Annotated in this window: 9 protein-coding genes; 5 read left to right on the forward strand and 4 right to left on the reverse strand. The window is 67.4% G+C overall.

All coding sequences use genetic code 11. The annotated features are described in order from the left end of the window. Positions 1-243 precede the first annotated feature (243 nt). A complete protein-coding gene (locus C7389_RS21735) occupies positions 244-723 on the reverse strand; it encodes a MarR family winged helix-turn-helix transcriptional regulator (protein WP_133594763.1) in 480 nt (159 codons plus the stop codon). Positions 724-1,728: 1,005 nt separating this feature from the next. Between C7389_RS21735 and C7389_RS21740 the strand changes: the two genes are divergently transcribed. From C7389_RS21740 to C7389_RS21760, 5 genes are all read left to right on the forward strand, one after another. Beyond that, the gene (locus C7389_RS21740) at positions 1,729-2,931 is read left to right on the forward strand and encodes an ABC transporter substrate-binding protein (RefSeq protein WP_133594764.1); all 1,203 of its coding nucleotides are present in this window, start codon (positions 1,729-1,731) and stop codon (positions 2,929-2,931) included. Beyond that, positions 2,931-4,823, forward strand: a complete 1,893-nt coding sequence (locus tag C7389_RS21745) for an ABC transporter permease (protein ID WP_133594765.1) — start codon at positions 2,931-2,933, stop codon at positions 4,821-4,823. The genes C7389_RS21740 and C7389_RS21745 overlap by 1 nt, the downstream gene beginning before the upstream one ends. Then, positions 4,820-5,602 carry an ABC transporter ATP-binding protein gene (locus tag C7389_RS21750; RefSeq protein ID WP_133594766.1) on the forward strand — a complete coding sequence of 261 codons (783 nt, stop codon included), beginning with the start codon at positions 4,820-4,822 and terminating at the stop codon, positions 5,600-5,602. Before C7389_RS21745 ends, C7389_RS21750 begins: the two co-directional genes overlap by 4 nt. Beyond that, positions 5,599-6,345 (forward strand): ABC transporter ATP-binding protein, encoded by a 747-nt coding sequence (locus tag C7389_RS21755; protein WP_133594767.1) that lies wholly within the window; start codon positions 5,599-5,601, stop codon positions 6,343-6,345. The genes C7389_RS21750 and C7389_RS21755 overlap by 4 nt, the downstream gene beginning before the upstream one ends. 150 nt (positions 6,346-6,495) lie before the next feature. Further along, positions 6,496-7,230 carry a TetR/AcrR family transcriptional regulator gene (locus tag C7389_RS21760; RefSeq protein WP_133594768.1) on the forward strand — a complete coding sequence of 245 codons (735 nt, stop codon included), beginning with the start codon at positions 6,496-6,498 and terminating at the stop codon, positions 7,228-7,230. A 242-nt stretch (positions 7,231-7,472) separates the two neighbouring features. Here C7389_RS21760 and C7389_RS21765 read toward each other — a convergent pair whose 3' ends face one another. The 3 genes from C7389_RS21765 to styD all read right to left on the reverse strand — a co-directional run bounded on the left by C7389_RS21765 (position 7,473) and on the right by styD (position 12,355). Beyond that, a complete protein-coding gene (locus tag C7389_RS21765; RefSeq protein WP_133594769.1) occupies positions 7,473-8,321 on the reverse strand; it encodes a transporter in 849 nt (282 codons plus the stop codon). A gap of 242 nt (positions 8,322-8,563) precedes the next feature. After that, positions 8,564-10,783: a PQQ-dependent dehydrogenase, methanol/ethanol family gene (locus C7389_RS21770; RefSeq protein WP_211168365.1), complete on the reverse strand. Its 2,220-nt coding sequence runs from the start codon at positions 10,781-10,783 to the stop codon at positions 8,564-8,566. 93 nt (positions 10,784-10,876) lie between these two features. Further along, positions 10,877-12,355: a phenylacetaldehyde dehydrogenase StyD gene (styD, locus tag C7389_RS21775; protein WP_133594771.1), complete on the reverse strand. Its 1,479-nt coding sequence runs from the start codon at positions 12,353-12,355 to the stop codon at positions 10,877-10,879. Positions 12,356-13,006: the final 651 nt, after the last annotated feature.

The following is a 13,006-nucleotide window of genomic DNA, read 5'->3' on the forward strand; positions in this document are numbered from 1 at the left end:
GCCGGGGTGGAATTCGAGCGGGGAACGAAGCAGGTACTGTGCCCATCGGGGGCGGAGGTGATGGGTGGGTTGGAGGGTAAAGCGGCTTCTCGAGCGGGCCGCTTCGCGCCCCGGCCCTGTAGCCTGCCGGCCCCAGGCGCTCCGGCGGGCGAAGTCGGTGCTTCGCTTGTTCTGCCTACGCCCCGCGAGGGTAGAGGGGAGAAAAACCGTACTTCCGAACGCGTAGGTCAATGCGCCTGCTGCCTACCTGGAGCCGCCTTCCTCCACCGCCACCGGGGCAGCCTCGTCGAAGCCGCCGATCTTCCGCAGCAGGAACAGCAGCGCGACCCGTTCTGCCGGGTTCAGGCTGCCGAAGGTCGCCTCGGTGATCTGCTCGGCGAAGGGCACCATGCGCACCACCAGTTCCTGGCCTTCGGGGGTGAGGGCGACCAGCACCTTGCGGCGATCCAGTGGATCGTGGCTGACGCTGAGCAGCTTGCGTGTCTTCAGGCGTTCGACGATGCCTCGCACGGTGGCCTGGTCGATAGCGCTGGCGCCGACGATGGTGCTGAGCGAGCAGGAGCCGTGGTCGCGCACCGCGCACAGCACCACGAACTGGGCGGCAGTGAGCTGCGAGTCCGGGATCTGCTGCTGGAAGATCGCCATGTGGCGCTGGTAGGCACGGCGCAGCAGGTGGCCGACCTGTTCCGAGAAGTGATAGTGCGGGTCTTCGCCGTTGGGCATGGGGAGGTCTTTGCCTGTCGAGGAGTGTTGCCGGGCGGCGGGCCATGCCGGGTCGGGAAAGGCCGCCAGCGCGTGTGGGCACAGAGTCTAACCGCAGTGCGTGGCCGGGTGGGAGCCCCCGGCGGGCCTTTGTCTTGCCGCGCGGAATCAGGGGCTTGGCCGCGCCGGCGAGCATGCACGGCGGGGGCCGAGTGGTAATTTGTTAAGTGAACACTGTACGAAAGACGTGCTGCGTTGCGGTCTGCGGTGGCGGCGCGGGGCACGGCTTTAGTGCATGGACGGACGGCGTTTGCCATTGGCTTTAACGGCAAGGCATCCGGCGATATTCCATTGCGCTGGGATACGGCGCGAAGACGGCATGGCGTGTGCGATCCGAATTCTGCGCTGCGCCAATTTTTGCACCGCGTCAGGCGTTTTTCGGCGGCTTCAAGTTGGTGCATCTAATGCACTGTTTCGGTGTGAAAAAAACTTGTTGTATCGGCAGTATCGTTGCGCTAGATTGCGCAAAAAATGTAATGGACACTACATGAAAATGTAAGAGCCACTACATGAAAAACAGACGATCCGGCACAGCCGGACGGGACCGTAGCCGAGGCGGTTTTCGCCCTTGCCGGTCCACCCGACAGGAGTAGTTCATGGCCCATACGATACGTGCCGCGCATCCCCACGCGCCGGCCGGTGGCCCCGCCGCCGCTTCCTCGTGCCGCCACGCTTTCCCGCGCGCCGCCGGTGTCCATCCGGACGCGGCCGGGCAGGGCGTGGGCTCACTCCCGCCGCCTGCTTTCGCTGCCTGATGCCTGCGCTGTGGCCTGCAGTTCTGACTCCGTTCTGAGCTGAGCCCGGTGCCCCGGCGGCGCGCATCCGATGCGCGTTGCAGGCCGCTTCCCCGCAGTCGCTGCGCCACCGCCTGTGCGGTCGGCGGGGGAGCGCTCAAGTCCGATTTCCCGCAACACCCCAACCCCGCAACCCCAGCAATCCAACAGAGAAACTAGCCAGGAGAAAAACATGAAGCTGAAGCCTGCCGTCCTCGCCATTGCCCTCACCGGTGTTCTCGGTGCCTCCGCCAGCGCCTGGGCCGCCGATGTGATCAAGATCGGCGAAATCAACAGCTACAAGGCGCAGCCGGTGTTCCTCGACGCCTACAAGCGCGGCATGACCCTGGCGCTGGATGAAATCAATGGCGCCGGCGGCGTCAATGGCAAGAAGCTGGAAGTGATCACCCGCGACGACAACGCCAACCCGGGCGACGCGGTGCGCCTGGCCGACGAGCTGCTGTCGCGCGAGGGCGTAGACCTGATCGCCGGCTCCTTCCTTTCCCACGTCGGCCTTGCGCTGGCGGACTACGCCCAGCAGCGCAAGGTGTTCTACCTCGGCACCGAGCCGCTGACCGACAAGATCGTGTGGGAGAACGGCAACCGCTACACCTACCGCATGCGCACCTCCACCTACATGCAGACGGCGATGCTGGCGGCCGAGGCGGCGAAGCTGAAGAAGAAGAAGTGGGCGCTGATCTACCCCAACTACGAGTTCGGCCAATCCTCCGTCGCCACCTTCAAGAAGCTGCTGAAGCAAGCCCAGCCGGACGTCGAATTCGTGATCGAGCAGGCGCCGCCGCTGGGCAAGGTGGATGCCGGCAGCGTGGTGCAGGCGGTGGCCGATGCCAAGCCGGACGCGATCTTCAACACCCTGTTCGGGCCGGACCTCGCCAAGTTCGTGCGCGAGGGCAATACCCGCGGCCTGTTCAAGAGCGTGCAGGTGGTCAGCATGCTGACCGGCGAGCCGGAGTACCTCGACCCGCTGCGCGCCGAAACGCCGGATGGCTGGATCGTCAGCGGCTATCCGCAGGATTCGCTGGAGACGCCTGAGCACAAGGCCTTCCGCGCCGCCTACGTGGCCAAGTTCAATGACTACCCGCGCCTGGGCGCGGTGGTGGGCTACAGCGCCATCAAGTCGCTGGCGGCCGGCATCAAGAAGGCGGGCGGCACCGACACCGAGAAGCTGATCGCCGCCTTCAAGGGCCTGAAGGTGGATACGCCCTTCGGCGAGATCGTCTATCGCCCGCAGGACAACCAATCCACCATGGGCGCCTACATCGGCAAGCTGAAGAACACCGGCGACAAGGGCATCATGGTCGATTACCACTACGTCGATGGCGCCACCGTGCAGCCCAGCGACGAAGAGGTGAAGAAGATGCGTGGTGACAAGTAATGAGTTCCTTCCTCGTCCAACTGCTGAACGGGTTGGCGGGCGCCTCGTCGCTGTTCCTGGTGGCGGCGGGGCTGTCGCTGATCTTCGGCGTCACCCGGATCGTGAACTTCGCCCACGGTTCGCTCTACATGCTGGGGGTGTACATCGCCTACAGCATGTCCGAGCGGCTGGCGGGCGGGGTCGGTTTCTGGTTCTCCCTGGTGTTCTCGGCGGTGGCGGTGGGCTTTATCGGCGCGCTGATCGAGATGGTGCTGCTGCGCCGTATCTATAAGGCGCCCGAGCTGTTCCAGCTGCTGGCCACCTTCGCCCTGGTGCTGGTGATCAAGGACGGCGTACTGTGGATCTGGGGCGCGGAAGACCTGCTCGGCCGCCGCGCGCCGGGGCTGGAAGGCTCGGTGGAAATCCTCGGCCGCAACTTCCCCACCTACGACCTGTTCCTGATCGTCATCGGCCCCGTCGTGCTGGCGCTGGTGTGGCTGCTGCTCACCCGCACCCGCTGGGGCACGCTGGTGCGCGCGGCGACGCAGGACCGCGAGATGCTGTCCGCGCTCGGCGTGCACCAATCTTGGCTGATCACCGGCGTGTTCGCGCTCGGCGCCATGCTCGCCGGCCTCGGCGGCGCGCTGCAGTTGCCGCGCGAGCCGGCCAACCTGGGCATGGACATGCTCAGCATCGGCGATGCCTTCGTGGTGGTGGTGGTGGGCGGCATGGGCTCCATTCCCGGCGCCTTCGTCGCCGCGCTGATCATCGCCGAGATCAAGGCCATCTGCATCTGGCTGGGCGATGTGAACTTCGGCCCCTTCAGCATCAGCTTCTCCAAGCTCACCCTGGTGGTGGAGTTCCTGGTGATGGCGGTGGTGCTGGTGGTGCGTCCGTGGGGCCTGTTCGGCCGTCCGCAGGGCACGCCGCGCCACAGTGGCGCGCCGGAAGCGCCTTTGCGCCCGGCGGGCAAGTCGCTGCGCTGGTTCGCGGTGGCGCTGGTGGCCGGCATGGCGGTGCTGCCGCTGCTGCAGGGCCAGTTCCCGTATGCGCTGGTGCTGTCGGTGGATCTGCTGATCGCGGCGCTGTTCGCCGCCAGCCTGCACTTCATCATGGGCCCAGGCGGCATGCACTCCTTCGGCCACGCCGCCTACTTCGGCCTGGGGGCCTACGGCGCCGCGCTGCTGATGAAGGCCGCCGGGTTGCCGATGGAGGCCTCGCTCATCCTGGCGCCGGTGGTGGCGGGCCTGGGCGCGGTGGTGTTCGGCTGGTTCAGCGTGCGCCTGTCCGGCGTCTATCTGGCCATGCTGACGCTGGCTTTCGGCCAGATCGCCTGGTCCATCGCCTTCCAGTGGGATGACTTCACCGGCGGCTCCAACGGCATGATCGGCATCTGGCCCTCGGGCTGGGCCAACAACCGCACCGCGTATTTCTACCTCACCCTGGTGCTGGTGGTGGTCGGCCTGTTCGCGCTGCGCCGCATGCTGTTCTCGCCCTTCGGCTACGCCATGCGCGCCGGGCGCGACTCGGTGCTGCGGGCGGATGCGATCGGCATCGATGTGAAGCGCGTCCAGTGGCTGGCCTTCGTCATCGCCGGTGTGTTCGCCGGCGCGGCGGGCGCGCTGTTCGTGTATTCCAAGGGCAGCATCTCGCCCGAAGTGCTGTCGGTGACCAAGTCGGTGGATGGCCTGGTGATGGTGCTGCTGGGCGGCGTGCAGACGCTGGCCGGTCCCATCGTCGGCGCGGTCACCTTCACCTGGCTGCAGGACACGGTGGCGCGCTCCACCGACTACTGGCGCGCGCTGCTGGGCGGCATCATCCTGTTCCTGGTGCTGGTGTTCCCGCAGGGCCTGGCCGGCTTCATCCACGACCTGGTGGTCAAGCTCAAACCCAACCGGGAGGCCGCACGATGAGCCTGCTGCAAATCCGCGGACTGCAGAAGTCCTTCGGCGGCGTGAAGGCGGTGGACGGCATCGACTTCGATGTCGCCGCCGGCGAGCTGCTCGCCCTGATCGGCCCCAACGGCGCCGGCAAGTCCACCACCTTCAACATGGTGAACGGCCAGCTGCGCGCCAGCGGCGGCTCGGTGAAGCTGGACGGCCGCGAGCTGGTCGGCCTCAAGCCGCGCGAGATCTGGAAGATGGGCGTGGGCCGCACCTTCCAGATCGCCGAAACCTTCGCCTCGCTCACCGTGGTGGAGAACGTGCAGATGGCGCTGATCTCGTCCCACGGCAAGCTGTACTCGCTGTGGTCGCGCGCCGCCAGCGCCTACCGCAACGAGGCGCTGGAGCTGCTGGACCAGGTCGGCATGAAGGCCGATGCCGACCGCCCCTGCAGCGCGCTCGCCTATGGCGACGTCAAGCGGGTGGAGCTGGCCATCGCGCTGGCCAACGATCCCAAGCTGCTGCTGATGGATGAGCCCACCGCCGGCATGGCGCCCAAGGAGCGCAATGACCTGATGGCGCTCACCAAGCGCCTGGTGGTGGAGCGCAAGCTGGCGGTGCTGTTCACCGAGCACAGCATGGACGTGGTCTTCGCCTACGCCGACCGCATGATCGTGCTTGCCCGCGGGCGGCTGATCGCCGCCGGCTCCGGCGAGGAGATCCGCAACCATCCCAAGGTGCAGGAGGTGTACTTCGGCACCGGCAAGACCTTCGAGAAACCGCTTGCCCAAGAGGAGGCCGCAGCATGATCCACAGGGAACCGCCGCCGACGCTGCTGACGGTGGAAGGGCTGAACGCCTGGTACGGCGCCGCCCACATCCTGTTCGACGTCGGCTTCGAGGTGAAACGCGGCGAAGTGGTGGCGCTGATGGGCCGCAACGGCGCCGGCAAGTCCACTACCTTCAAGGCGCTCATGGGCCTGCTCGAACGCCGCAAGGGCACGGTCAAGCTCATGGGGCAGGACATCTCCGGCCGCAGCCCGTCGCAGATCGCCCGCATGGGCCTGGGCTTCGTGCCGGAAGATCGCCGCATCTTCACCGATCTCACCATCGCCGAGAACCTGGAAGTCGGCCGCCAGGCCGCGCGCCGCTGGCCGGACGACAGCCCGGCGCCGGAATGGACGCCGCAGAAGCTCTATGACCTCTTCCCCAACCTCAAGGAAATGGGGCCGGACCGCCTCGGCGGCCGCATGAGCGGCGGCGAGCAGCAGATGCTCACCGTGTCGCGCACGCTCATGGGCAACCCCTACCTGGTGCTGCTGGACGAGCCCTCGGAAGGGGTGGCGCCGGTCATCGTCGAGCAGATGGCGCACATGATCCTGGCGCTCAAGTCGCAGGGCGTCAGCATCCTGCTGTCGGAGCAGAACGTGCACTTCGCCGAACTGGTGTCCGACCGCGCCTACGTGCTGGAAAAGGGGCAGATCCGCTTCTCCGGCACCATGGCCGAACTCGCCGCCAACGAGGAAGTCCGCCGCTCCTACCTGACGGTGTAAGCCGCCGCGGCCCCGCCCGCCGGGGCCGCGGAGCCGTCTGCTATGCTTGCGCGACCCCGGCGGGCCGCGCCAGTCCTGACCGGTCCGCAAGGCCGCCGCAACGAGCGGCCGCGGTATGCAAAAGGCAACAGGCCACAGAGGAAATCCAGGATGAGCACCCAGAAGGCGCCGCGCCGCAGCACGGCGAAAAAGCCCGCCGCCGAGCGCACCGGCGTGCGCGAGCGCTCGGCGCAAGCCACCCGCGACAATATCCTCAAGGCCGCCATCAAGATCTTCGCCCGCCACGGCTTCGCCGGCGGCCGCGTCGAACAGATCTCCCGCGCGGCGCGTTCCTACGACCGCATGATCTATTACTACTTCGGCAGCAAGGAGCAGCTCTACGTCGAAGTGCTGGAAGAGGTCTATCGCCGCATGGACGTCGCCGAGCGCGCCCTCGACCTCGACGTCGGGCGTCCGCGCGAGGCCCTGGTCGAAGTGGTCCGCTTCGTCTGGAACTACTACCGCAAGAACCCCGAACTCATCAGCCTGCTCAACAACGAGAACCTGCTCAAGGGCAAGCACATCACCAAGTCCGAGCGCGCCCAGGAATACTCCTCGCCCGCCATCGCCATCCTCGACCGCATCCTCGCCAGCGGCGTCGCCCAAGGCCTCTTCCGCGCCGAACTCAACGCCCGCGACCTCTACATCATGATCGCCTCGCTGGGCTACTTCTACCTCTCCAACCGCCACACCCTCTCCGCCTTCCTCGGCGAAGACATGGAGCATGCCGACGCGCTCGCGCACTGGGAGCGCTTCATCACGGATTCGGTGCTGCGGGTGGTGTGCGAGGGGGAGGTGGTGGCGAGCAGCGGAGGGATAGGGGCGCTGGAGACGGCGCAGGTCTGAGGCGGGTACATCCGCTCATGGTCTCCTGAACGTTGATTCCTCGCGCCCTCGCCCCGCGGCGGTGGGCTGACGCAAGTGAAGGAGGCCTGCCCTGGCGAGGCCTCCGCCGGGGTGCAGGGAGAACGCGGCCAACTGTTCCCACCCGCTGCTTTCGTCGATAAGCTGCCGCCTTGCTGCCGAATGAAACGGCAGTGAAAGGCTGGGAGGCCGGCGACGCAGCGCCGCCGGTTCCCTGCCTAGCCTCAAAACACCTTCAACAATCTAGCCTGCACCCCCTGCGTCTTCAGCCCTTCCCGCACTTCCAGATCCCGGGTGTATTGCAATTGCAGCTGCCAGTCCCTGGCCAGCCAGCTGTCCCAGCCCACGGTCATGTTGTTGTTGTCGCGGCGGCCGGTGAGGGTGGTGCCGTCGGCGCGTTCCCGGGCGCCCCAGCTGTGGCGGTAGGAGAGGGCGAGCTGGGTGGCGTCGGACCAGTGGTAGCGCAGGTGGGCGTGGCCCTGGAGCAGGGGATCGCGGCGGGCGTCGTCGTAGCGGCGGTCGGCGTAGAACTCGACTTCGCCTATCAGGTCCAGTGTCCATTTCGGCGCCAGGCGGCGCACGTAGCCGACCTGGAAGTCGGCCGCCCAGCGGTCGCCGCTGACGGCGAAGCCGTCGTCGCGGTGGCTGCCGGTTGGGGCGGTGATGAAGACGGACCAGCCGAGGTACTCCTTGCGCTCCGGGTCGTTCAGCGTCCACAGGGTGCCGCCGAAGATGACATCGCCCAGGCCGCCGTAGGTGGTGTCGGCCGCCGAGGTGCGCTGGTGGGCGAAGGGCACGATGATCTGCGGATCTATGCGGTAGCCGTTCCAGTCGGCGAAGTGCACATAGCGCAGCAGGCCGATGTCCAGCCGCACGCCGAGGTCGTCCGCCACCTTCTTGCCCTTGGAATAGACCTCGTCACCTTCGTGATGCTGGTAGTAAAGGAGGAAGAGGTCGGTGCCGGCGGGGGCGGCTTCGTAGTCGCCGCCGTAGGGTTTGACGTCGGCGCGGACGCTGCCCAGGCAGAGGGCGAGCGCGGCCGCCACGCCGCAGAGGCGCAGGGTGGATTTCATGGTGTGTCTCCTTGCTTTTGTCTTTGTGTGGTGCCGAGTGGGTGGCAGGCGCGCAGCAGTCCGCCGGGGCGGGCCTGCCGGCCGCTCCGGGGTGAAACCAAAGGGGATGTGCTGAAGTGGTGGCGAGCGGGGCGGCGGGTAAGAACGAGCGGGAGCCGGCCAGGCTCAGGCCCGGCCTGCCGCGATCCGGCCGCGTCTCATGAGCGCCGCCGGATCGCGTCCCGCTGTTTGCCCTGGCGCGCTTACCTGGCGCCGCTGGCGCTGGCCGTCTTGCTGGCCTTGGCCGGGCTGCCCGCCGCGGCGCTGGCTTCCAGTTCCTTCTGCAGGTCGTGGGAGCGCTTGATCAGGTACTGGCGTATGCCTTCCACCTGGTCGAGGCTGAGGGTGCCGGCGAAGGGCGGCATGCCCTTGGTGGCGCGCAGGCCGCCGAGGACGATGGACTGGAACTGGGCGTGCTTCTCGTCATCCAGGTAGCGCAGGTCGGGGATGACGCCGCCGCTGACGGCGTTGAGGCCGTGGCAGCTGCCGCAGAAGCCGTTGAAGATGCCGCGGCTGTGGGCGAGGGCGGCTTCGTCGGTGAGGGTGAGCTGCTGCAGCCTGGGCAGGGCCTGGGGCTGGTTCTGCGGTGCCGGCAGCTTGGCCTTGCCGTTGAGCTTGTAGGTGAGCACCCGCGCTTCCGGCCGCACCTTGGCGCGCTGCGACAGCGGGCCGAGGATGAGCGGGAAGGTGCCGCCCCAGCCGGCCATGAAGGTGACGTACTGCTCGCCATCCACCTCGTAGGTCACCGGTCCGGCCATGACGCCGGTGTTGGCGGGCGACTCCCACAGCAGCTTGCCGCTGTCCGCAGCGTAGGCGGTGACGCGGCCGTCCGCCGTGCCCTGGAATACCAGGTTGCCGCCGGTGGAGAGGGTGCCGCCGTTGTAGATGGTGCGGTATTCCTGGCTCCAGGCGGCCTTCTGCTTCACCGGGTCCCAGGCGAGCAGGCGGCCCTTGAAGCTGGCGGCGATGTCCTTCACCACCTTGGGATCTTCCGGAAGGTCGGGCACGTCGATGCCGAGGTTCACTACCGACTTGTGGGCGATACGCTCCGGCGTGCCGGTGGCGGAGAGCAGGTTGGCGGTTTCCTGCATCGGGATGTAGACCAGGCCGGTGGCCGGGTTGAAGGACATCGGCTGCCAGTTGTGGGCGCCGATGAAGGCGGGCATCACCAGCTTGGGTTCGTCCAGGTAGTTGGCGGCTTTTTCGTCGAACACCGGGCGGCCGCTGGCGAGGTCGATGTGGGTGGCCCAGTTCACCGGGGCGAACTTTTCCGCCGACAGCAGCTTGCCGGTGGTCCGGTCCAGCACGTAGAAGAAGCCGTTCTTGGGCGCCTGCATCAGCACCTTGCGTTTCTCGCCGGCGATGTCGAGGTCGGCGAGGATGATGTGCTGGGTGGCGGTGAAGTCCCACATGTCGCCCGGCGTCACTTGGTAGTGCCAGACGTAGTCGCCGCTGTCCGGCCGCAGGGCGACGATGGAGGAGACGAACAGGTTGTCGCCCTTGCCCTGGCTGCGCAGCTTGCGGTTCCACCAGGAGGCGTTGCCGGTGCCGATGTAGAGCAGGTCCAACTCGGGGTCGTAGGCCATGGAGTCCCACACGGTGCCGCCGCCGCCCTGCTTCCAGTATTCGTCGCCGCTCCAGGTGGCGCGGGCCATTTCCATGGCCTTGTTCTCCGCCGGCTCGGCCGGGTTGCCGGGCACGGTGTAGAAGCGCCAGGCGAGCTTGCCGCTGTCGGCGTCGTAGGCGGAGATGTAGCCGCGCACGCCGTACTCGGCGCCGCCGTTGCCGATCAGCACCTTGCCTTTGACGATGCGCGGCGCGCCGGTGATGGTGTAGCTGCGGTCGTGGTCGATGACGGTGTCGGTCTCCCACAGCTTGCGGCCGCTGGCGGCGTCCAGCGCGATCAGGCGGCCGTCGTAGGCGCCCACATAGACCTTGCCCTGCCACACGGCCACACCGCGGTTGACCACGTCACAGCAGCCTTCGGACAGGCGCGGGCCGGGCACCTCCGGGTCGAACTTCCACAGCTGCTTGCCGCTGCGGGCGTCCAGCGCATAGACGATGCTCTTGGCGCCGGTGGTGTACATCACCCCATCGACGACGATGGGCGTGGCTTCGACGCCGCGGTCCACGTCCAGCTTGTAGGTCCAGGCCAGGCCCAGCTTGGCCACGTTCTTCTCGTTGATGCGCTTGAGCGGCGAGTAGCGCTGTTCGCCGTAGGTGCGGCCGTGGCTCATCCAGTTGCCGGGCTCGCGGTCGGCGGCGACCAGGCGGTCGAAATCCACCGCCGCCGGCGCGGCCGGGGCCGCCTGGGCGAGAGCGGGGAAGGAGAGGGCGCAGGAAAGCGCGAGCAGCGCGGGCGTGAAGCGTGGCTGCCGGGAATGCGGAGTGGATAGGGTGTTGCCGTTCTTGTTGGCGGGCATGGTGTCTCCTCCGAGCGAGCGGATGTGAGGCCCGCCCCGTGCATTGCGGGGCGGGTCCGGTACTGCGGTTGTGGTGAAGCGGGAAAAAAGGAATCAGTAGGCGATGCAGACCGACTTCAGTTCGGTGTAGGCCTCGATCACCGCGCGGCCGTGTTCGCGGCCCAGGCCGGAACTCTTCACGCCGCCGAAGGGCAGGTTGGGATCGACCAGGTTGTGGCTGTTCACCCATACCGAGCCCGCCTGCAGGCGCGGGATGAGGCGATGCACCGCCGTCAGGTCGTTGCTCCAGATGCTGGCGCCCAGGCCGTATTCGCTGTCGTTGGCGGCGGCCACCACTTCCTCCAGCTCATCGAAGGGCATGGCGACCAGCACCGGGCCGAACACTTCCTCCCGCACCAGCGTCAGCGGCTTGCAGGCGCGGTTGGCGAACACCGTGGGCTGCACGAACCAGCCGGCGCCCTCCAGCGCGGCGCCGCCGGCGATCAGCTCCGCGCCCTCGGCCTTGCCGGTCTCGATCAGGCTGGTGACGCGGGCGCGGTGGCGGGCGGACACCAGCGGCCCCATCTCGGTGGCCGGGTCCAGGCCGGCGCCCAGCTTCATCTGCTTGGCGACCGTGCCTACGCCGTCCACTACCTGGTCGTAGATCCGGCGGTGCACGTAGAGGCGGGAGCCGGCGGTGCACACCTGGCCGTGGTTGAAGAAGATGGCGCCGGCGGCGCCGGCCACCGCCTTGGCCGGATCGCAGTCCGGCAGCACGATCACCGGGCTCTTGCCGCCCAGCTCCAGGCTCACATGACGCAGGTCGCCGCCGCACTGGCGGCCGATGATGCGGCCCACCTCGGTGGAACCGGTGAAGGCGATCTTGGCCACGTCCGGATGCGCCACCAGCGCCGCGCCAGCAGCTTCGCCCAGGCCGGTGACCACATTCAGCGCGCCGGCGGGGAAGCCGGCCTGCAGCGCCAGCTCGCCCAGGCGCAGCGCCGTCAGCGGCGTTTCCTCGGCCGGCTTCAGCACCACGGTGCAGCCGGCGGCCAGGGCCGGCGCAATCTTCCACACCGCCATCAGCAGCGGGAAGTTCCACGGCACGATGGCGCCCACCACGCCCAGCGGCTCGCGCCGGGTGGAAGCGCTGTAGCGCACGCCCGGCGGGAAGCCGATGGAGACATCCACCGTGCTGCCCTCGATCTTGGTCGCCCAGCCCGCCATGTAGCGCAGCCACTGGGCGCTGGCGCCCACCTCCAGCGCGCGGGAGAAGGCGATGAGCTTGCCGTTGTTCAGCGTCTCCAGCCGCGCCAGATCCTCGCCGTTCTGCTCGATCAGGTCGGCCAGCTTGAGCAGCAGCGCCTCGCGCGCCGCCGGCAGCATGTGGCGCCAGGCATCGCTCTCGAAGCAGCGCTTGGCCGAGGCCACCGCGCGATCCACCTCCGCCTTGCCGCCGGCCGGCACCTCGGCGATGCACTCGCCGCTGGCCGGGTCGTACACCGGGAAAGTCGCACCGTTGTCCGCCGCCTGCCATTCACCGGCAATCAGCATGCGGTTGCGTATCGTCGGCCGCTCGCTCGAATTGCTCATCCTCGTCTCCTCGTCTGGTCTTTTAGTGGGATGTTGCTGGCGCAGTGTGCGCCGCTGGAGGGCGGGTCGCTTGGCATGGGGTGCAAGAGGGCTTGGCGGTGGGTGCAAAAAAGCAGCCGCAGATGGGCAGGTCCTTGCCCTTTGCGCTTCACCAGACTGGGGGATGCGGCGGCTGGAACGCCGGACGAGCATTAGCCAGCACGGCCCCCGGGGCGGAAGGATGAAGAGGCGGTTCCGCAGGGTTGGGGCCGGAAGGAGGAGATATGGCTGAATTTCCCCTAGGGCCGGCATCGTTGAAGGAGCTGACGGCTGTCCACCCAGATATCGTCAAAGTGGTGAGGCGTGCGCTGGAGTTGAGCGCTCAGGAAGCAGCCGGACTGCCGATAACGGTGGAGCAGGTGGCTTGCTCCAAGGTCTGCGGGGGGCTGTCAGATTGGTTATGACGGTTCATAAATACGGGTCTTCATAAAATTCAATTTCATCAATGATTTCGAACTGCGGAGGCCGATTGGATATACCGCAGCGTTCAAAACGAGCCCGCAGGACTGCGGGCTAAAACACGTTGAACTAAACCGCTGACGCGGTGGTGAGAGCCTCGCCGCCGCGTTGTCTTGTCCCGGCGCCCTGGGCGCTCACCCCTTGCCGGTTCTC

Source organism: Azoarcus indigens (genome assembly GCF_004361735.1).
In the GTDB taxonomy this organism is placed as follows: Bacteria; Pseudomonadota; Gammaproteobacteria; order Burkholderiales; family Rhodocyclaceae; genus Azoarcus; species Azoarcus indigens.